The organism is Ideonella sp. (genome assembly GCF_041918995.1).
Classification (GTDB): Bacteria; Pseudomonadota; Gammaproteobacteria; order Burkholderiales; family Burkholderiaceae_C; genus Ideonella.
Genome location: NZ_JAYRUN010000020.1, coordinates 1 through 19,761, shown reverse-complemented (window position 1 = coordinate 19,761; position 19,761 = coordinate 1). Strand labels below are relative to the sequence as shown.

General features: G+C 72.1%; 22 protein-coding genes. 8 read left to right on the top strand and 14 right to left on the bottom strand.

Annotated elements, in window-relative coordinates:
- From ACE3UN_RS16560 to ACE3UN_RS16520, 9 genes are all read right to left on the bottom strand, one after another.
- Nucleotides 1-1,545, bottom strand: a complete 1,545-nt coding sequence (locus ACE3UN_RS16560) for a type II and III secretion system protein family protein (RefSeq protein ID WP_374676084.1) — start codon at nucleotides 1,543-1,545, stop codon at nucleotides 1-3.
- Nucleotides 1,546-1,590: 45 nt separating this feature from the next.
- Nucleotides 1,591-2,538, bottom strand: coding sequence for a Flp pilus assembly protein CpaB (gene cpaB, locus ACE3UN_RS16555; RefSeq protein ID WP_374676083.1), 948 nt, complete (start codon nucleotides 2,536-2,538; stop codon nucleotides 1,591-1,593).
- A 12-nt stretch (nucleotides 2,539-2,550) separates the two neighbouring features.
- Nucleotides 2,551-2,748: a hypothetical protein gene (locus ACE3UN_RS16550; protein ID WP_374676082.1), complete on the bottom strand. Its 198-nt coding sequence runs from the start codon at nucleotides 2,746-2,748 to the stop codon at nucleotides 2,551-2,553.
- Complete coding sequence (locus ACE3UN_RS16545; RefSeq protein WP_374676081.1) at nucleotides 2,745-3,473, bottom strand: hypothetical protein; 729 nt, start codon at nucleotides 3,471-3,473, stop codon at nucleotides 2,745-2,747. The genes ACE3UN_RS16550 and ACE3UN_RS16545 overlap by 4 nt, the downstream gene beginning before the upstream one ends.
- Nucleotides 3,470-4,261 carry a hypothetical protein gene (locus ACE3UN_RS16540; protein ID WP_374676080.1) on the bottom strand — a complete coding sequence of 264 codons (792 nt, stop codon included), beginning with the start codon at nucleotides 4,259-4,261 and terminating at the stop codon, nucleotides 3,470-3,472. The genes ACE3UN_RS16545 and ACE3UN_RS16540 overlap by 4 nt, the downstream gene beginning before the upstream one ends.
- 11 nt (nucleotides 4,262-4,272) lie before the next feature.
- Nucleotides 4,273-5,139: a hypothetical protein gene (locus ACE3UN_RS16535; protein ID WP_374676079.1), complete on the bottom strand. Its 867-nt coding sequence runs from the start codon at nucleotides 5,137-5,139 to the stop codon at nucleotides 4,273-4,275.
- Nucleotides 5,140-5,168: 29 nt separating this feature from the next.
- Nucleotides 5,169-6,614, bottom strand: a complete 1,446-nt coding sequence (locus ACE3UN_RS16530) for a pilus assembly protein TadG-related protein (protein WP_374676078.1) — start codon at nucleotides 6,612-6,614, stop codon at nucleotides 5,169-5,171.
- A gap of 97 nt (nucleotides 6,615-6,711) precedes the next feature.
- Nucleotides 6,712-7,623 carry an OmpA family protein gene (locus ACE3UN_RS16525; protein ID WP_374676077.1) on the bottom strand — a complete coding sequence of 304 codons (912 nt, stop codon included), beginning with the start codon at nucleotides 7,621-7,623 and terminating at the stop codon, nucleotides 6,712-6,714.
- 147 nt (nucleotides 7,624-7,770) lie between these two features.
- Nucleotides 7,771-8,007, bottom strand: coding sequence for a hypothetical protein (locus ACE3UN_RS16520; protein ID WP_374676076.1), 237 nt, complete (start codon nucleotides 8,005-8,007; stop codon nucleotides 7,771-7,773).
- A gap of 337 nt (nucleotides 8,008-8,344) precedes the next feature.
- On the opposite strand from ACE3UN_RS16520, the gene lnt reads away from it, so the two are divergent.
- Genes lnt through ACE3UN_RS16495 form a run of 5 tightly spaced genes read left to right on the top strand, consistent with a single transcriptional unit; the run spans nucleotide 8,345 to nucleotide 12,543 of the window.
- A complete protein-coding gene (gene lnt, locus ACE3UN_RS16515) occupies nucleotides 8,345-9,991 on the top strand; it encodes an apolipoprotein N-acyltransferase (RefSeq protein WP_374676075.1) in 1,647 nt (548 codons plus the stop codon).
- Nucleotides 9,988-10,707, top strand: a complete 720-nt coding sequence (locus ACE3UN_RS16510) for a TadE/TadG family type IV pilus assembly protein (protein WP_374676074.1) — start codon at nucleotides 9,988-9,990, stop codon at nucleotides 10,705-10,707. Before lnt ends, ACE3UN_RS16510 begins: the two co-directional genes overlap by 4 nt.
- A gap of 2 nt (nucleotides 10,708-10,709) precedes the next feature.
- The gene (locus ACE3UN_RS16505; protein ID WP_374676073.1) at nucleotides 10,710-11,114 is read left to right on the top strand and encodes a hypothetical protein; all 405 of its coding nucleotides are present in this window, start codon (nucleotides 10,710-10,712) and stop codon (nucleotides 11,112-11,114) included.
- Complete coding sequence (locus tag ACE3UN_RS16500; protein ID WP_374676072.1) at nucleotides 11,114-11,506, top strand: hypothetical protein; 393 nt, start codon at nucleotides 11,114-11,116, stop codon at nucleotides 11,504-11,506. The genes ACE3UN_RS16505 and ACE3UN_RS16500 overlap by 1 nt, the downstream gene beginning before the upstream one ends.
- Nucleotides 11,503-12,543, top strand: a complete 1,041-nt coding sequence (locus tag ACE3UN_RS16495) for a hypothetical protein (protein ID WP_374676071.1) — start codon at nucleotides 11,503-11,505, stop codon at nucleotides 12,541-12,543. Before ACE3UN_RS16500 ends, ACE3UN_RS16495 begins: the two co-directional genes overlap by 4 nt.
- Nucleotides 12,544-12,567: 24 nt before the next feature.
- Here ACE3UN_RS16495 and ACE3UN_RS16490 read toward each other — a convergent pair whose 3' ends face one another.
- On the bottom strand, nucleotides 12,568-13,380 hold the full coding sequence (locus ACE3UN_RS16490; protein ID WP_374676070.1) for a hypothetical protein: 813 nt from the start codon (nucleotides 13,378-13,380) through the stop codon (nucleotides 12,568-12,570).
- A gap of 179 nt (nucleotides 13,381-13,559) precedes the next feature.
- Here ACE3UN_RS16490 and ubiA point away from each other — a divergent pair, with 179 nt between their 5' ends.
- A complete protein-coding gene (ubiA, locus tag ACE3UN_RS16485; RefSeq protein ID WP_374676069.1) occupies nucleotides 13,560-14,477 on the top strand; it encodes a 4-hydroxybenzoate octaprenyltransferase in 918 nt (305 codons plus the stop codon).
- Between the two features lie 21 nt (nucleotides 14,478-14,498).
- Here ubiA and ACE3UN_RS16480 read toward each other — a convergent pair whose 3' ends face one another.
- Nucleotides 14,499-14,960: a DUF3617 domain-containing protein gene (locus tag ACE3UN_RS16480; RefSeq protein ID WP_374676068.1), complete on the bottom strand. Its 462-nt coding sequence runs from the start codon at nucleotides 14,958-14,960 to the stop codon at nucleotides 14,499-14,501.
- A 101-nt stretch (nucleotides 14,961-15,061) separates the two neighbouring features.
- Nucleotides 15,062-15,889, bottom strand: coding sequence for a pyrroline-5-carboxylate reductase (proC, locus tag ACE3UN_RS16475; protein WP_374676067.1), 828 nt, complete (start codon nucleotides 15,887-15,889; stop codon nucleotides 15,062-15,064).
- Between the two features lie 204 nt (nucleotides 15,890-16,093).
- On the opposite strand from proC, the gene ACE3UN_RS16470 reads away from it, so the two are divergent.
- Entirely contained in the window at nucleotides 16,094-17,368 is a 1,275-nt protein-coding gene (locus ACE3UN_RS16470; RefSeq protein WP_374676066.1) for a Glu/Leu/Phe/Val dehydrogenase, read from the top strand.
- 145 nt (nucleotides 17,369-17,513) lie between these two features.
- Nucleotides 17,514-18,638 carry a CsgG/HfaB family protein gene (locus ACE3UN_RS16465; RefSeq protein WP_374676065.1) on the top strand — a complete coding sequence of 375 codons (1,125 nt, stop codon included), beginning with the start codon at nucleotides 17,514-17,516 and terminating at the stop codon, nucleotides 18,636-18,638.
- On the opposite strand, the gene ACE3UN_RS16460 is transcribed toward ACE3UN_RS16465, so the two are convergent.
- A complete protein-coding gene (locus ACE3UN_RS16460; protein ID WP_374676064.1) occupies nucleotides 18,619-19,032 on the bottom strand; it encodes a DUF2061 domain-containing protein in 414 nt (137 codons plus the stop codon). The genes ACE3UN_RS16465 and ACE3UN_RS16460 overlap by 20 nt on opposite strands.
- 92 nt (nucleotides 19,033-19,124) lie before the next feature.
- Nucleotides 19,125-19,761, bottom strand: a 637-nt coding sequence (locus ACE3UN_RS16455; RefSeq protein WP_374676063.1) for an aldehyde dehydrogenase family protein, incomplete at its 5' end; no start/stop codon positions are given.

The window sequence follows — 19,761 nt, the reverse complement described above, 5'->3', positions numbered from 1 at the left end:
TCAGCGGTTGCCGCGCGAGTTGCCCTGCGCCGCCGGTTCGGCGGCGGGGACGCTGCCGGGCAGCTCGAACAGCGGCGGGCGTTCCAGCCGGCCGCGGGTGTGCTTGTCGGTCTCGTCGGCCAGTTCCCCGGCCTGCTCGATGCCCTTGCGGTTGAGCGCGGAATCGGGGGTCGTCACGCGCGGCGTGGCGATGACGAACAGCTCGGTCTGCTCGGTGCGCGCCTCGCGTGCCCCGAACAGCAGGCTCAGGAAGGGCAGGCGGCCCAGGCCCGGAATGGCATCGTTGGACTTGTCGGACTTCTGCCGCAGCAGGCCGGAGATGACCAGCGGCTCACCCTGCTTCAACGCCACCTGCGTCTCCGTCCGGTTCGTGGTGAAGGCGATGAAGCCGCCGTTGGCGTTGCGCGTGTCGGGCTCGCTGACCTCGATCACCAGATGCGAATCGACGTTGCCGTCGGCGTCGGCGACCGGCTTGAACTCGATCATCACGCCGTACTTCTTGTACTCCACCGACACCACGCCGAAGCCTTGCCCCACCGGGATGGGGATCTCGCCACCGGCCAGGAACTCGGAGCTGCCACCGCTGCGGCAGGACAGGCGCGGCTCGGCCAGCGTCCAGGCGTCGCCGTTCTGCTCCAGGAAGTTGAGGGCCGACGTGATCTGGGTGGCCAGGCCGAGGTAGGTGGCGATGGGGTGGGCGGTGTTCACCGGCGCATAGCCGGCGGTGCCGGCGGGCCGCCACGGGGTGTTGCTGTAGAGCAGCGCGTTGGTCGCCAGCGTGGGCCCGTTCGCGCTGCCGGACCACTTGATGCCGAGCTGGTCCAGCGCGCGCTTCTTCACCTCCACCACGCGCAGGTCGATCTGCACCATGCGGTCCAGACGCAACGGGTCGGCATCGGCAGGCGCCTCGGGCACCAGATTGAGCACCTGCGGGAAATGGTTGGCCAGGGCCTTCAGTCGCGTGGCCGCCTCGGCGTTGGGGTAGCGCCCCTCCATCACCACCCGCTCGCCGACCAGGCGCGCGGTGATGCCGGGCGTCTCCTTGAGCAGATCCTGCAGGTCCTCCAGCACGCGAGCGCCGCGCACCGCCTGCACCTGCAGCTCGTAGCTGATCTGCCGCCCGTTGCGCAGCCACACGTGCATCACGGTCTGCCCGGGCGCCTCGGCCAGCAGCACGATCTCGCGGTCATCCACCACGGTGGCCTTGACCAGCGATCCGTTGCCGATGGCGATGCGCGCCACGCCGGGCAACCCGATGGTGGTCACCTCGCCCACGGCCATGATGCGCTTGAGGCCCGATTCCACGGCCACCGGCAGGGCCTGGCGCGTGCCGCGCGGCCGCGCCGTGGTGACGACCGGCCCGGTGGGTGCGGGCGTCTCGATGACGGTGCCGGTGGTGGGTGGGTTCACCCGGCCGCGGCCGGCCCCGGCGGCGGGCTCGGCGGTGCTGCCATCGGCCGGTTGGGCGATCGCGAGGGCCGAGAGGCCGGCCAGGCACAGCAGGGGCAAGCCGCTGCGGAACAGCGGCGCAATGGATGCAGACACAGGTACTTCCTTCCCTCTCTGGGACATGGGTCTTCTTATGGGCGCTCAACGCGCGGGCGCGGCCACCGGCCCGGCCGCGTGGGCGGCGGGCCCGCCCGTCGGCGCCGCCGGCACGCCGGCGCCCAGGCCGGCGGCGAGCTGCCCCAGCTGCCGCTGGATCTCGGCCACGCCGCCGCGCCCGGCGCCGCCGACGATGAACTCGACGGACGGCCCCGTGGCGGCGGGCGTCAGCCCGTGGCGGCCCAGGTGGGCCGCCGTGAGCGGCCGGGTGGTGTTGGCCGCCTCGTCCTCCGGATGGCGCAGCACCGCCGTCAGTCGGCCCGAGCTCTTGGCCACGATGATGCGGTCGGCATCCAGCGGCGTGACCTCGAGCGTGATGGTGGAGAACGAGCGTTCCTTGCCGGTCTCCTCGTCGCGCTTGGTCAAGGTCTGGTCGGTCGCCAGCACCGGAACGTTCGACATGAGCGGCGCGGTCACCTCCACCTCGCTGCCCGGCGGGCCGCCGCTGGGGCCTCGGGCGGTGTAGATCAGGTCGATGCGGTCACCCGGGCGCAGCATGCCGGAGATGGAGTTGACCGAATCCACCTCGAAGGTGAGGGCGCGCAGGCCCTTCTTCAGCGTCGCCGAGAACACCTGATTGCCGTTGCCTTCGGAGTGGACCGGCAACAGGATCTCGCCTCGCTTGAGCGGAACGGCCAGGCGCTGCCGCTCCAGCGCGCCGAAATCGGCCGGGGTGACGGCGTTCTGGTGCACGAAATCCTTGGGTACCTGGCGCACGGCCATGGCGTCCGCGGTGATGGGGTCGCCCCGCGCCAGGTCGCGCTTGGCCACCACGACGGGGACGGTCTGCTGGCCCCGCCGCGCCTCCTCCTCCAGTTCGGACATGCGGCGCTGGATGAGCTGGTTGCTCAGGTACACCGCGCCGACGCCCAGCGTCAGGGCGACGCCGAGCAGCAGCCAGTTGGTGTTGATCTTGGGACGGGGCAAGGCCATGGCGGACAACAGTCAGGGCAGGGAGATGAAATAGCTCAGGCTACGGAAGAAGGCGCGGATCATGTCGGCCAGGTACTGGGCGCCTGTCCTGCCGCCGAACTCGACGGTGAACAGCGCGGCAGCGAGCACCGAGGCCACGATGACGTACTCGATCAGGGCCTGGCCGCACTGGCGGCGCGCGCCGGTGGGCGGGAAGCGGGGAGGGCTCATCGCAGGGTCCCGGGCTCGGCAGGGCTGAGCAGGTTGGCGGTGAGGTAGGCGTGTCGATCGCCCGGTTTCCACGACAGCGCCAGATCGACCGACTGGGGCGGCTTGGCAAAGCTGGCCAGCCAGGTCCGCACGCCGTCGCGGGCCGCCGGAGGCTGCTGCTCGAACGACAGCGCCCAGCCGCGGCGCTGCCATTCGCCGCGCCAGCGCGACATGTTCACCTCGAAGGTGGCGGTGCTCACCATGCTGATGAGCTGGCTGCGCATCGGCCCGTCCACCGACTCCGTGACCTGGGCCACGCGGGTGTCCGCAAAACGCGGCAGGAGCGCGGGCACCGGGTCGGAACGCACGTCGCGGAAGGCGGACACGCTGATCAGGCCCTCGCTGCCGGCCTTCGCGCGGGGCCGCACCTGTACGGCCACCTGGAACCCGTCGGGCAGCAGCGTCGAGACCGCGCGCCAGTCGCCCCCTTGCACCTCACGCGGGGCACCGACCGCCGCGCGCGCCCACTGCTGGCGGTAGTGCGCCAGCACCTCGGTGGGGGTCAGCTCGGTCTCGAAGCGCTCGATCCGCGTGGGCAGGCCGTTGACCACCGCGTCGCGGGCCACCCATTCCAGGTGCTGCGTGCGCGGCGGCGGCGACACCTCCGGCCAGGCGGGTGCCGCCAGGCCATCGCCGGCCCAGCCGGCCAACGCAAGGAGCACCGCTGCCATACGCATGGGACTCATCGGCAGCGGCGGTTGTCCGCCGCGCCGTCGAGGCGGTGGGTGGGCACCACATCGGGCTTGATGCAGCCAAGCTCCGGCCCTTCCGGCTCGAACAGCCCGATGGCCTCGGACAGCAGGCCGTCCAGCGCCTCCGGGATGTAGGAGGACGGCACGATGGTGGCCGCGGCGTCGCGGGTGGCCTTGGAGCCGGAGCTGCCCAGGCCGTTGCCGGCGGCCGCAGTGGCGGCCGCGATGACGATGGGCCGCGGGCTGGGATTGACCTGATCGAGCCGGTTGGTCAGCGTGACCTCCAGCCGCGCCACACGGCCGCCGGGGTAATCCAGGCCGGCGGTCTTGGTCATGATGCGCATCGAGGAGGCCACGCCGCTGGTGCCCAGCGCCGCGTTGTCCCACTGCAGCGTCACCCGGTCGGGACGGCTCAGCAGCGGGTTGCCCGACAGGTCCTGCCACATCTCCGACTGCCCGCGGTCGTTGGTGTAGCCGGCGACGGTGTCGTCGCTCTGGATGCGACCGCGGTGCAGGTGGTCGCCCGCCAGGAAGAACCGGGCGCGCGTCTGGTCCTCGATCGTGGGGTTGGACAGGCGGCCTTCGGAGGGCTCCATGGCGCGGCCCATGGCGGCATAACGGCTGGCCTGGGTGACCGTCTGCTGCAGGTCGCCGTAGCGGCCGGCGTAGGCCACCGCCACGAACAGCGGCAGCAGCATGGCCAGGCCGAGCAGCAGCTCGGCGATGGACTGGCCGCGCTGCGCCAGGCGGCGTGCCGGCCGGGGAAGGGGCAGGGATGGCATGGCGGGCTCCTTCAGGGCTTGAGCGGCGACTTGGCCGGCTGTTGGACGAAGGCCTGCGCGGCGGATGGCGAGAAGCGCTCGGCCGGAATGGGCTGTCCGTCGGTCATCGACAGCAGGCGCTGGTTGGAGAAGCCGCGCACGTCGCCGAAGAGGTCGCTGACGTCCTTGCCGGCCAGCGAGCGGTCGCTGCTGCTGCTCTTGAGCACCACCTGGCGGATGTGGCCGCGCCAGAGGTACTCGGGCTGTCGGGCATAGAGGCAGAAGTCCTGCTTCTGGTCGTCGTGGCCCTTGGCCTTGAGGCCGGCGGCGCGCATCGACGCCGCCAGCGCATCGGCGGCCCACACACAGGCGGTGCCGTCGCCCGCGTTCTGCAGCGGCAGGCCCTGCACGGACATGCGCTGGCGCTTGCGGCGGCAACTGTCGCCCGGCCCGGTGGTCACGGTCGCCACGGGCGGCTCCGGCTTCTGCGGATCGGCCATCTTCTGCGGCGACGGCACCCCCACGCTGTAGCGGCTCTCGCAGGTCTGCTCGATGGTCACGCCGCGCGAGATGAACAGCGCCAGCCGGCAGTCGGCGCTGGACGGGTCCGCGAGCACGCTGCGGTGGGTGCTGTACTGCGCCCAGCGCCCGCCCTGGAAGTACTCCTCGTCCTCGATGACGACGAGCTTGGCCAGCATCTCGTCGGAGGGCATCTCCTTCGGTGCGTCCAGCGGCAGCTTCTTGGCCACGCGGCACGCCTCGATGCTCACGCCGATGTTGAGCTTCATGCCCTCGACGTTGCCCAGGCCGACCCGCCGCAGGTGCAGCGGGTTCGTGTCGTCCGCCGCCGGCTGGGCCTGGGACAGTGCCGGGCCAGGCACCGCGCAAGCCGCGGCCATCAGTGCAGCAGAGGTCCAGGTGCCCCGGCTCATCGTGACTGGCCCCCCGGTGTGTACAGCGCCTTGTCCGGCAGCATGCCCATGGCCACCAGCAGGCCCGCCTTCTCGGCGGCCGTCGGGTCGGCCAGCCGCGCCTGCCAGTAGGGGCTGAACAGTGAGCCGTACTCCTTGGCGGCGTCGTCACGCCACAGGCTGCGCGCGGTGAAGTCGTTGCTCAGGCCGCGGCGCGGGCGCTCGAAGAACACGCGCGCCTTGCCGATGGCGGTGTACTGATCGGCCTCCAGGCGTTCGGCCATGTCGGCGCCGCCGGTGTTGGCCCCCACGTCCAGGCCGATGCCCAACTGCTTGGACGTCAGGGTGGCGGTGCGCACGCGGCGGGTGACCACCAGGAAGTCCAGGCCCAGCTGTTCGCGCGAGCGCACCGACTTGTCCTGGATGTCGTAGATGTCGGGCACGCCGCTCCAGCCCTTGTGCTTCTCGGCGTCGGAGTAGGCCAGCTTCTGGGCGCTGCGGCGTGGCGACCAGACGTCGCCGGCGCCACCATTGCGGTCGGCGTTGGAGCGACCCCAGCCGATGGGCTGGTACTCCTTGCACATGCCCGACTTGCAGGGCACCTTCTCCCAGATCTCCAGGGTGTCCTGGGTCTCCCAGCGGTCGAAGCCCTTGAGCTGCGAGCCGCCGTTCTTCTCGGTGCCGACGATCCCGAGGTCGATGTTGGTCCAGCTGGCGCCGGGCCGATGGGTGGTGAACTGGTCGCGCGAGTTCAGCAGCACCTCGCGCGCGTCCGTGCGCCGGTTGTTGGTGTAGGCGCGCGTGAAGGCCAGCCAGTCACGCTCGTTCAGCGCGAACGTCGCCGCCCGAACGCCAGGCCGGTTGTCGACCTCCACGCCGAGGTCCTCGTGCGTGCCCCAATGCGTGCGGTTGGCCTGCACGATCTTCGAGGCCGCATCTTCGGCCAGCAGGCCGCCGGCGTTGATGACCACGCTGTGTGCGCCGTAGATCGCCTTCTTCTCGATTTCGACGAACTTGATGATGCCGTCGTTGGCCTTGACCAGACCGTCGTGCACCCGGTCCGCGATGTCGGCGATCCGGTCGAGGAACTGGGCGATCACCTGCACGGGCGGCAGGAACACGCCGATGACCCGTGCCACGGTGCCGAAGTTGTCGGCGGTGGTGGCAAGGTACTGGATCCAGCTCTCGATGCTGAGCATCTGGATCATGAAGGCCTCGTTGGCCATCATCGCCCGGTTGTTGTAGGCGGCCAGGTTGAGCACCCGCGCCTGCACGGTCGCGCCGGCCAGGGCGCCGGCATCGGCCGCATTGACCGTGCGCTGCTTGGCCACCGTGATCTGCGCGGTGTTGAACACCCCGTAAAGCACCGCCACCGCGGCCACCATGGTGCCCAGCAGCCAGATCAACGCCTGGCCGCGCACCCGCTTCAGGGTGGCGGCGCGTGCCCGTGCGATCCTGCCCATCGTCGTGTCCTTTCGTGGTGCCGCGCCCGCTCGCACCGCCGCGCCGCCGCGGGCCCGGGGGCCGGCGTCTGCAGGGAGGTGGGGGAAGGCCACGGCTTCAGCTCCGCTTGACCAGCTCGACGCGGCGGTTCTTCGCCCGCCCGGCCTCGCTGCCGTTGTCTGCCACCGGCTGGGTCTGCCCGCGTCCCACGGCGCTCAGCCGGCCCGCCTCGATGCCCTGCGCCACCACGGCGGCCATCACGGCCTGGGCGCGCGCCTGGGACAGCCGCAGGTTGTCCGCCGGCTGGCCGATGTGGTCGGTGTGGCCCTCGATCACGAGCTTCAGCTCGGGCGCGGCCTTCATCAGTGCGGCGATCTGCGCCACCGCCGCGTGCCCGTCGGCCTTGAGCTGTGACTTGCCCAGATCGAACAGGATGTACACCGGCGCGCGGCCGAAATTGGCGAGCCGCACGGCCAGGTCGTCCTGCCGGGCGGGCGCGCGCGCATCGGCGTCGGGAAACAGGACCAGCCAGTGCGTCATGCCGCCGTCCTGGATCCACAGGCCGAAGCGGACCTCGCCGTCCGGCGTCGGACGGCGGTACAGGTGCAGCCGGGCGTTCACCTCGGTCCATGCCTTCGGGTCGAACCCGGTGTTCAGACGCTGCCCGCCCAGCTCGGCCACGCGCCGGTCGTAGTGCGCCAGCACCTCGACGATGCGCCGGCGCTCCGTCGCGCTGTCGCCCGGGTCGCCGGGCAGCCGCATGTCGAACAGGCGCGTGCCCTGGAACGCCCGCACCTCGGTACCGCCCGAGGGCAGCACGCCCGCCGTGCGGTAGGGCTTGTTGGCCGTGTTGGCGGGGTCCTGCTCCTGCACCAGCTGCGCGCCGGGGAAGGCCAGGTCGGCCAGGCCGGCCGGCAGGCTCGATGGTGCCCGCGCGAGCCCAAGCGTGGGCCATGCCGTGCCCGCCGTCAGCGATGCCAGACTCAGCCGCCATACCGCCAGGCAGCCAAGGGCGCGCCGCGTGACCATTCCGTCTCCTTCATGCCCTGCGAACTGCTGCAGGACCGTTCATCCCATCATCACGGCCCCGTGCAGAGACCGACGGCCTGGCTGCGCGCGCTGCCATGGGCGACAGCGCGTGCGCCAGACCGGTTCATGCCAGGCCGGCGGCCGGGCTTACTGCTTCTTGGCGTCGTTCGTGAAGTTGTCCAGACCGGCCGCCTGATTGGAAATCGAGGTGGCGCCCTGGCCGGCTTCCTTGCCCGCCTTGTTGGTGTCGCGCGCTTCCTTGTCGGCACCACCCACCGCCGCGGCGATGGCGGCCGACTGGTTGCGCACCGTCTTGCCGAAGTAGCTGTACACGCCGATCGCCGCCACGGCGATCAGGGCCACGATGATGATGTACTCGGTCATGCCTTGGCCACGAACGCGACGGGGCATAACAGTGTTGAAAATTTGCATACGTAACTCCTTAGATGGTGGTAGGTCCGCGCCGAATGCGCTCCGGTGCGAGTGGCTGCCGGTGGACCCGGCGACGAACCGGATTGGGGCTCGTGGCGCGAAAGTTATTGCAGCTCGTTCGGCGTTTGATCCCCCTAAAACGGCCCCGAGTGCAACGCAAAGTAAAAGTCATAAACAAGCCGAACAGGCTCCGGCAATTGCTTGATTTGTCATCGCGGCGCCATGCAGACTCGCGCGCCGAGACGGCTGTGCTTGCAGGCCGTCACTGTCTCAACACGGAAGGACGCAGGTGTACGCACGATCGGGCGCCAAGGCCATTCCCGCGCCCATCGCGGGGGCTTTGCCACGCGCCGCCTGGCTGGACCACAAGGCGCTGGTGCTGCTGTCGTGCAGCCTGGCGTGTGGCGGCACGATCGGCATCGGGGCGGCGCTGCCCGGCGCATGGCCGCTGTCGGCGTTGGCGCTGAGCGCCTGGGCCTGGCTCGTCGTGTTGGGCACGCGCCGCCACCCGGGCCTGGGAGGCCTGGTCACCTGTGCCGGGTGGCTGGCCTGGCACGTGGCGGGCCAGGGGTGGGTGACGGCGGCGGTGCGTGACGGCGAACATGCGCTCGCGTGGCGCGCCGCGGTGCTCGCGATCCTGCTCGTGTTCCAGTTGCTGCCGCTGCTGCTCGCGTGGACGCTCCTGTCGCCGCTCACGCGCACGCAGCGGCGCGGCGAAGGTGCCATCGTGCTGCGATGGGGCCTGGCCGTGGCGTGCGCGGAATCGCTGCGCCAGCTCGGTTGGTGGGGCAGCGGCTACGCCCACCTGGGGGTCGTGTTCGTCGACGTGCCGGCCGCCGGTGCGTGGGTGCCCGCCATCGGCGGCGCCGGGCTCGGCATGCTGGTCCTCGCGGTCGCGGGCCTGTGGGCGCTGGCCGCCTGGCGCCTGGCCGCACAGGGGCCCCGGGGCGCACGGTTCCCCGGCGCGCTGGCCCTGGCCGGTGTGCTGGCCATGGTGCTGTGGCCCTCCGCACCGACGCCGGCCGACGCCACGCAAGGGGCACCCCTCACGGTCACGGCGGTGCAGCCGCCGGCCGAGCGCGGCCGCCACTGGACGCGGGCCGCGTTGGACGAGGCCTTGCAGCAGTTGGAGACGGCGATACGCACTGCCCCGCAGGCGTCCATCGTCGTGACGGCCGAGACCTTCTTCCCGGAACCACCGCCGCGCGAGCCCGCCGGCACCCGCTGGGGCGACCTGGTCGGGCTGGCGAAACAGCGCGGTGTGCACTTGCTCGTCGGCATGCCGCACCTGCTGCGCGACGCCGAGGGTGTGCACCTGGCCAACGCGGTGGTGCAGGTGTCGCCCGAGCGCCGCTCGCTGTACGCGAAGGAGCGGCTGGTGCCTGGCGGCGAGTACCTGCCGTGGCCGAGTGTGCTCGGGTCGCTGTATGCGCGGCTGTTCGAGCGCGTGCGCGAGGGGCAGCGCAGTGGCCCGCCGGAGCTCACGGCACCCCTGTTCGTCGGCGGCAGCACGGCGGGCGTGTCCATCTGCCACGAGTTGGGCTTTCCGCTCATCCAGGCGGCGCGCGCCGACGGCGCCGGCTGGCTGGTCAACCTCGCCGACGACGGCTGGATCGATACCTCCCTGTACCGTCGCCAGATGGTGTCGCTGGCGCGCCTGCGCGCGCAGGAAACCGGCAAGCCGCTGCTGCGGGTGAGCCAGGGCGGGCCAACGCTGCTGGTGGGCCCGGACGGCCGCGTGCTGGCCCAGGCCACGGGCCACCGGCAGGCCCAAAACCTCGCGGTGACGGTGACGGCGAGCGCCTCGTCCACCCCATATCTGCAGCATGCCCAGGCGCTGGCCCTGCTGCCCCTGGTACTGGCGGCCGGCGCCGTGCTGCTGGCCGGCCGGCGCACCGCCGCGACCCCATCTGGCGAAGGACCCTCCCCCCCATGACACCCCCCCTGCACCGGCTGCGCCAGCGCGGCATCACCCTGGTGGAGTTCGCCATCGTCTTTCCGGTGGCGACGCTGTTCGTCCTGGCCCTCATCCAGACGGGCCTCGTCTACATGGCCAAGCTCACGGTCAACCATGCCACCTTCATGGCGGCGCGCGTGGGCGCCACCCACCATGCCAGCGAGAAGGTGATGCGCGAGGCGGTCATCCGCGGCCTGTCCCCGTTCTACCAGGACAGCACCGACACGAACGATCTCACCCGGCTGGCCAAGGCCTATGCCGCCTCGCAGTTCGACAACATCCCGCTGGCGCGTCCCTGGGCCGCGAAGGTGGAGGTGCTCAATCCTTCGCCCGATGCGTTCACCGACTTCGGCGTGCGGGACCCCAAGACCCGCGTGACCTACATCCCGAACGACAACCTCGAGTGGCGCTCGCTGGAGACGGGGTCTCGCTCACGCATGAACATCCGCGACGCCAACCTGCTGAAGATCCGGGTCACCTACGGCTACGAGCTGAAGGTGCCGGTGATCGCCGGCATGCTGTCGCGCGTGATGTGCGGCGGCTCCATCGGCGTGGATGCCTATGGCGACGTCAAGCTGTGGGAGGCGGTGTTCGGCCCGGTCTCCCAGGAATGCCTGCGCTACTACATGCACGGCCGCATCCCCATCGAGAGCTACGCGATCGTGCAGATGCAAAGCCGGGCGGAAAAACTGTGACCATGGAAATGACGATGAACGAGAACCTGAGCAAGCGGCGCAGCGTGCGCGCACCCGTCCTGGCGGCCACCCTGTGTCTGGGGCTGCTCGCCGGCTGCGGCGGCGGCGGCAACGAATCGGGTCCCCCGGAAGGGCTGGAGGCCTCGCCCGGTGCGGTCAGTGTGGGCGTCACGGGCGACTGCTCGGAAGGCCCGGGGCCCACGGTCACGGTCTGGGGCGGCCAGCCGCCCTACAAGCTCACCAATTCGCTGCCCGCGGGCATGGTGCTGGACAAGTCGCGGCTCACCCATAGCGGGGAGGGCTTCACCATCCGGTTCGTGAACAACATCTGCATGACCAACATGCCGATCAGCATCGAGGACGACATGGGCCGGCTGCTGCATGTGCCGGTGAGCAAGGGCGCCTGATGCGCGCCCACGGGGTGCTCTGTCTGGTGCTCGCCGCCGCGAGCACCGCCGTGCACGCCACCGCCGCGGCGGCCACCGTGTGCCGCCGCGCGGGCGTGGAGTGGATCGTCGGCGGGCGCACCGGGGCCGACCCGGTGTGCGAACGGGCCGCGCACGGCAGCGCCACCCCGCCCCCATCGGCGGGAGCAGCCTCGAGCCGACCCGAGCCCCCGGCACGCTGGCGCGCCGGCGACGCGGCCACCGAGCGCCGGCAGATCCTGGAACAGGAGCTGCGCCAGGAGCAGGCCACGCTGGCCGCTGCGCTACAGGCCCCGGCCTCGGTTCCGGCGGCAAGCATCAGCCGCACGCGGGCCAACATCGCGGCGCTGCAGAAGGAGCTGAGCCGGCCATGACCGCCGCGGGCGGCGTGGCCGCGGCGGCGGCGCAAGCCGAAGAAGCGGCGGGGGCCGCGGCCGATCCGGCGCCGGTCGCGCTGCGTCGCAGCCACCTGCTGGCCGTGTACGCGGCCGCGCCGCTGCTCATGCTGGCGGCGGTGCTGGACCTGTGGCTCGCCGACGGCGGGCTACGGAGAGCCCTCCCGGCCAGTCCTTGGGCGCTGCCTGGCTATGCGCTCGTCCTCGGCCTGCCGCACATCGTGGCGAGCTTCTTCGCCTTTGCCGACGCCGGTCTGGCACACGCGTGCCGGCCCGTGCTGCAACGCGCGGCGTGGCAGGCGGCGCTGGCCGCGGCCTGCGTGGCACCGTTTCTGGGCCAGGCCTGGGCCGAGGGTGTGGTGGTGGCCGCCACCATGGTGCATGTGATGGGCCAGCAGACCGGCCTGGCTGTGGGCATGCTGCGGCTGCCGCCCCAGGGCCCCCTGCGCCACGCCGCTGCGGCATGGCGTCTGCTGCTGGCCCTGTCGGGCGCGGCGGCCGGCCTGGCCCTGGGTGGCGAGGGCGCGCGCGACATCGTGGCGCAGCCGGCGCACTGGATGCTGGCCGCCGGCCTGGCGCTGGGCATGGCCACGCCGCTGGCCGCCTGGCTGGGTTGGCGCGCCTTCGCGCCGGGCACCGGGGCGCAGCCGCGCGCCCTGCTGGCCATGCATGGCACGACCGCCGTCGGTCTGGGCCTGGCGGTGGCCGGCTATCCGCTGCTGGGTATCGCGCTGCTGCGCGTGGTGCACGACACGACGGCCTTCCTGATCTACGGCACGCTGGCCAATGAGCGTGAGCAGGTGGCACCGGGCCGCAACCGGCTGTACCGGCTGCTCGGTCTGGCCGGGCGGCGCCCCGGGGTCTGGCTGTGGCCGGTGGCCATCGTGCTGGTCGTCGCAGCCGTGCCCTGGTTGCCCCCGGCCGTCGTGCTGTGGCTGGTGTTCCTGCACTACGCCGCCGAACACCACCTGTGGCGCCGGGGCTCACCGCTGCGCGACGGGCTCCGGCTGGGCTGAACGGCCGTCCGCGCCGCCCTGGGCTCAGGGCGTCTCGTGTCGAGTGGAGAAACCGAGCTGCGTGCCGTCGCGCGCGTCCACGGCATGCACGGCCACGAGGTAGTGGCCACCGGCGCGCAGCGGCGATGCACCGGGGAAGTCCGCGGGGTAGCGCACCTGGGGAAGAAGCGACTGCGCCTCACCGATGAGGCAGCTGGCATCGGTGACCGAGCGCCGCAGGCAGTCTTCGTCCAGCACGCGCACGAGGTAGTAGGCGGTCAGCCCCATCCGCGGCCAGGACCAGGTCGGTGAGACGCCGCCGTCGGAGCCGACGACGAAGTGGGCCGGCTGGGCCACGGTGTCGCCGCCGAACAGGCGCCAGGTGCCGTATGCCGCCACGGCGTAGCGGCAGTCGCCCGGGCCGGTGACCGGCACCTTGCCGTTGGCGTTGGTGTACTGGCCGCTGAACTCGTCGGTCGCCGCGTCGTAGCCGCCGGCGTAACTGCCGCCTACGGCCACGCCGTCGACGGCGCCGGTCCACTGCCCGTCGAGCGTGGAGGCGCTGCGCATCCCGCGGACCGTGCCGACATCGGCGCCTGCGGTGCAGCCGACGTAGGAGAAGGGCATCAGCCCCTCGAAGGCGCCGTCGTCGGCGGGCAGGCGCAACACCAGCGTGCCAGGCAGGGGATCCTCCGGGTTGTTGGCGGCGTCCTCCAGGTAGTAGCCGACATAGAGGCGGCCCGCGTCGGCGCCCGGGCCGTCGTCGGTGCCGCCGCCGCAGGCGGCCAGCAACGACGTGGCCAGGGCCGCGAACGTCAGGGCCGGACGCGCGGTGGGCGGAAGGGGGAAGCGGGACATGGGAACTCCTCCTGTGGTGAAGCGCTGCACAACGCGCCGCCCCCGCGGCCGCGCCGACCACCAGGATGTGACATTGCGCTCCACAGGTAACTCGCCCGGTGAACGTCATGCCGCATCCCCCACCACGTGCCCACCGCACGGTGCGCCCGGCGGTCCGGCGCGGCGCCACAATTCGCGCCATGGCCTCCGCCCCTCACCGCCCCACCGCCGGGCCGCGCTCGCGCCTGTCGCTCTACCTCGACCTGATCCGCTGGAACCGCCCGGCCGGCTGGCTGCTGCTGCTGTGGCCGTCGCTGTCGGCCCTCTGGATCGCGGCCGACGGCTTCCCGGGCTGGCACCTGCTCACGGTGTTCGTGCTCGGCACCATCCTCATGCGCAGTGCCGGCTGCTGCGTGAACGACGTGGCAGACCGCGAGTTCGACCGGCACGTGCAGCGCACGGCGCAGCGGCCCGTGACGAGTGGCGCCCTGCCGGCCTCGGAGGCCCTGGCCGTCGGTGCCGTGCTGGCCCTGATGGCCTTCGGCCTGGTGCTGACGACCAACCCGCCCACCATCCTGCTGTCGTTCGCGGCGCTGGCGGTGGCCATCGTGTACCCGTATGCCAAGCGCGTGGTGTCCATGCCGCAGGCGGTGCTGGGCGTGGCCTTCAGCTTCGGGATTCCGATGGCCTTCTCGGCCGTGCTCGGCGGCACGGCGTGGAGCCTGGCCGCCATCGGCGCCGCCGTGCCCTGGCATGCCTGGGTGCTGCTGGCGCTGAACCTGTTCTGGGTACTCGCCTACGACACCGAATACGCGATGGTCGACCGCGACGACGACCTGAAGATCGGCATCCAGACCTCGGCCATCACCCTCGGCCGGGCCGACGTGGTGGCGGTCATGGCGTTCTACGCCGTCTACCTCGTGGGCTGGGGCGTGCTCGTGGACATGCTGGGCGTGCCTCGCCTGGCCTGGCTGGGCGTGCTGGCCGGCGGCCTGCAGGCCGCCTGGCACTACACGCTCATTCGCGACCGCTCACGCGAGGGCTGCTTCCGGGCGTTCCGCCTCAACCACTGGGTCGGCTGCGCGGTCTTCGCGGGCATCGTGGCGGCGCTGCACTGAGGCCGCCGGGCGCGCCGGGCGTCAGGCCGGGCAGGCGCCCACGTGACGGCCCTGCTGCTTGACGAACAGCTTGGGCACCACCCCACCTCGGCCGCTGACGTCGGCCACGTCGGTGCCCACGATGTCGAGCTGATAGCGGTCACTGGCATAGCTGCCCTTCACCTCGTAGATCGCTGGCTTGCCGGCGCCTGCGCATTCGAACCGGCCCTGGGTGCGGCCACCGCCCGCGGTGACGCCGACCGCCCGGCACTGCGATGCGGCGGCTTGCGACACCACGTTCTGCAGCATCTGCTCGATGCTCGTCGACGCCTCCTGGGCGCTGAGGCAGCTCTTGCTGGTGGGCATCGCGTTCCAGCGCTGGCCGTCGGCCGAGACGGACATGTCCCGCGCCCACAGGCCCGGCCTGGGGTTCTCGGCGATGGCCAGGGTGGCCGACGCAGCGAGCGCGAGGGCCAGCGGGATGCGAAGCAGCGGACGGGGCATGTGCAGGTTCTCCAAGTGGCGATGAATGGGCGGAACGCCCAGCCGATCAACGCCGCCGCGCCGGCGGCCGGCCGACACGCATCGGTATCGGGCCGTAACGCTCAGCCGCCGAACTCGTCGCCCAGCTCACGGGCACGGCGGGCGGCGGCGTGCAGCGCGGCCACGAAGGCATCCATCACGCCCCGCTCCTCGAGCGTCGTGATGGCCGCATGCGTCGTGCCCCTCTTGGACGTGACGTTGGCGCGCAGCACCTGCGGCGCGTCGGTGCTCTGCGCGGCCAGGGCCGCGGCGCCGGAGAAGGTGCCCAGGGCCAGGCGGCGCGCCTGCTCGGCGCTCAGGCCCAGTTCGACGCCGGCGCGCATCATCGCCTCGACGAAGTAGAAGACATACGCGGGCCCCGAGCCGGACAGGGCGGTGACCGCGTCGAGCTGCGTCTCGTCGTCCAGCCACAGCACCTCGCCGGTGGGCGCCAGCAGGCGGTCCACCGCGCTGCGCTCGGCCGCCGACACCTGGGGGCTGGCGAACAGGCCCGTCATGCCGCGGCCCACCAGGGCCGGCGTGTTCGGCATGGCGCGCACGACGCGCGCGCTGCCGGTGGCCGCACAGAGCGCGCCACTGCGGATGCCGGCCATCACCGACAGCTGCACCGCGTGGTGCACGTGCGGCGCGCAGGGCGCCGCGGCCTCGCGGAACAGCTGCGGCTTCACCGCCCACACCACGAGGGCGGCCTGCGCCAGCGCCGGCCCTGCCTCGGGCAGCACGCGCACCCCGAAGCGCGCGCGCAGGCGCTCCGCCTGGGCGTCGACCGGCTCGACCACGACGATGGCGTCGCCCGCGTGCCCGGACTGCAGGAGGCCGCCGATCAGGGCCGAGGCCATGTTGCCGCCGCCGATGAAGGCGACGCAGGAAGAGGAGGAAGCAGCTGCCATGCGGGCGAGTGTAGAAGCGGCCGGTGCGCGCGGGCCCCCCGGACGCAGCGAAACCGCCATGAAACCGCGCCGCAGAGGTTATGCAAAACATTCATGACGAACGGTGACTCATTCGGCCAGGGGGTCACTAGAGTGCGCACCCGTGCCGCGCCGGTTCCGCTCACGAGGCACGCCGGCGCCCCGAAACACGGAGATCCACGAGACATGACCGCACCGCTTTCCTTCGTCCACCCCACGCCCGACAGCCCCTGGGGCACCTACCTGTCGCAGGTGGACCGCGTCACCCCCTACCTGGGCCACCTGGCCCGCTGGGTGGACACGCTCAAGCGCCCCAAGCGCGCCCTGATCGTCGACATTCCCATCGAGCTGGACAACGGCACCGTGGCCCACTTCGAGGGCTACCGCGTGCAGCACAACATGTCGCGCGGCCCCGGCAAGGGTGGCATCCGCTACCACCCGGACGTGACCCTCGAGGAGGTGATGGCGCTGTCGGCGTGGATGAGCATCAAGAACGCCGCGGTGAACCTGCCGTACGGCGGCGCCAAGGGCGGCATCCGTGTCGATCCGAAGCGGCTGTCCACCAAGGAGCTGGAGCGCATGACGCGCCGCTACACCAGCGAGATCGGCATCATCATCGGCCCGCAGCAGGACATCCCCGCGCCGGACGTGAACACCAACCCGCAGATCATGGCGTGGATGATGGACACGTACTCCATGAACGTGGGCGCCACGGCCACCGGCGTCGTCACGGGCAAGCCCATCCACCTGGGCGGCTCGCTGGGCCGCGTGAAGGCCACGGGCCGCGGCGTGTTCGTCACCGGCCGTGAAGCCGCCCGCCGCATCAACCTGGACCTGAACGGCGCCAAGGTGGCCGTGCAGGGCTTCGGCAACGTGGGCTCGGCCGCGGCCGAGCTGTTCGCCCAGGCCGGCGCCAAGATCATCGCCATCCAGGACCACTCGGGCACCATCTACAACGGCAGCGGCTTCGACCTGTCCGAGCTGATGCCGCATGTGCGCGCCACGGGCGGCGTGGGCGGCTTCAAGGGCGGCGAGCCCATGGGCAGCGAGGAGTTCTGGGACGTCGGCTGCGACATCATGATCCCGGCCGCACTCGAAGGCCAGATCACCGCCGAGCGGGCCCGGCGCCTGCGTGCCAAGCTGGTGCTGGAAGGCGCCAACGGCCCCACCGTGCCGAGCGCCGACGACATCCTGGCCGACCGCGGCGTGCTGGTGGTGCCCGACGTCATCTGCAACGCCGGCGGCGTGACGGTGAGCTACTTCGAGTGGGTGCAGGACTTCTCCTCGTTCTTCTGGACGGAAGACGAGATCAACCTGCGGCTCGACAAGATCATGGTGGACGCCCTCAAGCGCATCTGGGGCGTGGCCGACCAGCACGGCATCACGCTGCGCACCGCCACCTTCGCCGTGGCCTGCGAGCGCATCCTCATGGCGCGCGAAGAGCGCGGCCTGTACCCCTGACCGCGCGCGGCACACCCCCGTGCTCTAGGGGTGTCGTGCGGCGGGCATCGTGTCCGCCGCACGGCAGACTCCCGCGTTGACGCCACAAGCCGGGCCGCTGCGCCCGGCTTGTTGCATTCCAATGAAACCAGTCGAGGGATCCCCCATGCACCGCGCCACTGTCCGTTCCACCCTGGCCCTGGGCCTGTTCACCGCCACCACCGTGGCACTGGCCGACGGCCAGCCGGCGGTGGAGAAATGCGACCGCGAGATGGGGTCCCTGGCGGTGGCCGAGCCGCAGTCGCACGTGCTCGGCTACCTGTCGCGTTATTCGCTGGGATCACCCAGCATCATGCTGCGCATGATGGCGCAGGAGTCCGGCTGCTTCGCCGTGGTCGAGCGTGGCGTGGCCATGCAGAACCTGCAGCAGGAGCGGGCGCTGGCGTCCGGCGGCCAGCTGCAGGCCGGGTCCAACATCGGCGGCGGCCAGATGCAGGTGGCCGACTTCGTGATGACCCCGGCCGTGCAGTTCAGCGACGACACCGGCGGCGTCGGCGGCTCGGTGAGCGGGCTGCTCAACCGCGCCGGTGGCCTGCTGGGCCAGCTGTCCAGCGTGGCCGGCAGCGTCAAGTTCAAGGAAGCGCAGACCAGCCTGCTCGTGGCCGACGTGCGCTCGGGCATCCAGGTGGCCAGCGCCGAGGGCAAGGCCAGCAAGATGAACTTCGCGCTGGATGCCTGGGGCTGGGGCGGACTGGGCTGGGCGTCCGGTGGCGGCTACTCCAAGACACCCGAAGGCAAGCTCATCGCCGCGAGCCTGCTGGACAACTTCAACAAGGTGGTCCAGCAGATCCGCGGCCGCTCCACGCTGGTGCGCAGCACCTCGGCGGCCTCTGTGCAGAACGCGGCGCAGTCGCTGCCCGCCACCGGCGCGGGCGCCGCGGCCCAGATGCCCGCCGTCGCGCCCGCGGCGGCCACGCTGCCGCCGCCGGTCGCGGGCACCGCCCTGCCCGCCGCCATGGTGGGGGCCTTCTCGGGCCAGTACAGCGGCGTCGAGCAGGGCGTGTTCTCGGTGCTGGTGGGCGCCGATGGCCGCGTGTCCGGCGTGGCGCAGTCGGCCAACGGGGCCAGCTTCACGCTCGCCGGGGTGGCGCAGGCCGGCGGCAGCCTGGTGATGAGCGGCAGCGCCGCCCAGTTCACCGGCATGGTCGACCCGAACAGCGGCGCCCTCGTGGGCACCTGGCGTCAGACGGGCGGCAAGGGCCAGGGCACCTTCAACGGCCGCCGACAGTGAGGGCCGCGGGGGCGCCCTGCCCGGGCGCCTGCGACTCCCACCAGCGGTCGAAGAAATGGTGGGCCACGGTGTTGACCAGCGGCTCCACCAGGGCCAGCGCACCCGCCAGCACGAAGCTGCCCGTGAGCACCCAGCCCACGGCCACGGCGATCAGCAGGTGGCTGGCGCCGAAGGCCAGCGACTTCTGCCAGCGCGGCGCACCGCCACGCCGGGCCCACCAGGCGTCGAGCCGGTGATGGGCGACGGTGTTCACCGAGGGCTCCACCACCGCCCAGGCGCCGGCCAGCACCCAGCTGCCGGTGAACACCCAGCCCAGCGTCACCGCGATCACCAGGTGGATCGCCGTGAAGGCCAGGGTCTTGGGCCAGGAGGGACCGGGGCGGCGGAATCGCATTCGGCAAGGTTATGGCTATCGCACAGAACATGCCAATTGCGGATTGCTAATGACCCGATAGGGCCCGCCCCACCCCCGTCCCCGTGGGACCGTCACACCCCGCCGGCGGGCACCCCCGCCAGCAAGGCCGCATTGCCGCCGGCGGCCGCGGTGTTGATGGTGACGGTCTGTTCGGCGCACCAGCGGTACAGCTGCCCGCCGGCGCCCGCCTCACCCAGCCCCAGCAAGGGCACGATGGGGCCGTCCAGGCCGGCGAGCTGGCGCGACAGCGCGGGCAGCGCGTCGGCGCGGGTGGCGCAGACCACGGCCACCCCGGGCGCGGCCACGAGCGCAGCCGCCGGGGCGGCCCCCGCCTGCATGACCTGCAGCAGCCCGGCCGGCAGGCCGGCCTGCGACCAGGCGGACAGCCAGGGCGCGGCCAGCGCCGCACCCGCGGGGTCGGCCGACCAGACCACGCCATTGCCCGCCACCAGGGCCGCCGCCAGGGCCGCCGCCAGCGGCTCGGCCGGCGCCGCGCCGCCCACGAACAGCGCGACGCCCCGGCCGTGCAGGCGCAGCCGGTTGCTCTCGCCGGTGGGCCCGGGCAGGTCCTGCGGCGCCAGGTCCACGGCGGCCCGCTCCGCCAGCCGGCGCCAGGCCGCGGCCACCGGCCCGTCGCCCAGGCGGCCGGCCGCGTCGCGCAGCCAGGCCGCGCGCTCAGCCACGGGTCGCGCCGCCCACGCGGCGGCC

Bases quoted from the DNA above. Each gene is read 5' to 3' on its own strand.
- cpaB (WP_374676083.1), bottom strand. From the start codon at position 2,538: ATGGCCTTGCCCCGTCCCAAGATCAACACCAACTGGCTGCTGCTCGGC.
- ubiA (WP_374676069.1), top strand. From the start codon at position 13,560: ATGGCCTCCGCCCCTCACCGCCCCACCGCCGGGCCGCGCTCGCGCCTG.
- ACE3UN_RS16480 (WP_374676068.1), bottom strand. From the start codon at position 14,960: ATGCCCCGTCCGCTGCTTCGCATCCCGCTGGCCCTCGCGCTCGCTGCG.
- ACE3UN_RS16510 (WP_374676074.1), top strand. From the start codon at position 9,988: ATGACACCCCCCCTGCACCGGCTGCGCCAGCGCGGCATCACCCTGGTG.
- ACE3UN_RS16535 (WP_374676079.1), bottom strand. From the start codon at position 5,139: ATGGCCGCGGCTTGCGCGGTGCCTGGCCCGGCACTGTCCCAGGCCCAG.
- ACE3UN_RS16465 (WP_374676065.1), top strand. From the start codon at position 17,514: ATGCACCGCGCCACTGTCCGTTCCACCCTGGCCCTGGGCCTGTTCACC.
- ACE3UN_RS16525 (WP_374676077.1), bottom strand. From the start codon at position 7,623: ATGGTCACGCGGCGCGCCCTTGGCTGCCTGGCGGTATGGCGGCTGAGT.
- ACE3UN_RS16530 (WP_374676078.1), bottom strand. From the start codon at position 6,614: ATGGGCAGGATCGCACGGGCACGCGCCGCCACCCTGAAGCGGGTGCGC.
- ACE3UN_RS16545 (WP_374676081.1), bottom strand. From the start codon at position 3,473: ATGAGTCCCATGCGTATGGCAGCGGTGCTCCTTGCGTTGGCCGGCTGG.
- ACE3UN_RS16495 (WP_374676071.1), top strand. From the start codon at position 11,503: ATGACCGCCGCGGGCGGCGTGGCCGCGGCGGCGGCGCAAGCCGAAGAA.
- ACE3UN_RS16550 (WP_374676082.1), bottom strand. From the start codon at position 2,748: ATGAGCCCTCCCCGCTTCCCGCCCACCGGCGCGCGCCGCCAGTGCGGC.
- ACE3UN_RS16540 (WP_374676080.1), bottom strand. From the start codon at position 4,261: ATGCCATCCCTGCCCCTTCCCCGGCCGGCACGCCGCCTGGCGCAGCGC.
- ACE3UN_RS16520 (WP_374676076.1), bottom strand. From the start codon at position 8,007: ATGACCGAGTACATCATCATCGTGGCCCTGATCGCCGTGGCGGCGATC.
- ACE3UN_RS16505 (WP_374676073.1), top strand. From the start codon at position 10,710: ATGGAAATGACGATGAACGAGAACCTGAGCAAGCGGCGCAGCGTGCGC.
- ACE3UN_RS16490 (WP_374676070.1), bottom strand. From the start codon at position 13,380: ATGTCCCGCTTCCCCCTTCCGCCCACCGCGCGTCCGGCCCTGACGTTC.
- proC (WP_374676067.1), bottom strand. From the start codon at position 15,889: ATGGCAGCTGCTTCCTCCTCTTCCTGCGTCGCCTTCATCGGCGGCGGC.
- ACE3UN_RS16460 (WP_374676064.1), bottom strand. From the start codon at position 19,032: ATGCGATTCCGCCGCCCCGGTCCCTCCTGGCCCAAGACCCTGGCCTTC.
- ACE3UN_RS16470 (WP_374676066.1), top strand. From the start codon at position 16,094: ATGACCGCACCGCTTTCCTTCGTCCACCCCACGCCCGACAGCCCCTGG.
- ACE3UN_RS16500 (WP_374676072.1), top strand. From the start codon at position 11,114: ATGCGCGCCCACGGGGTGCTCTGTCTGGTGCTCGCCGCCGCGAGCACC.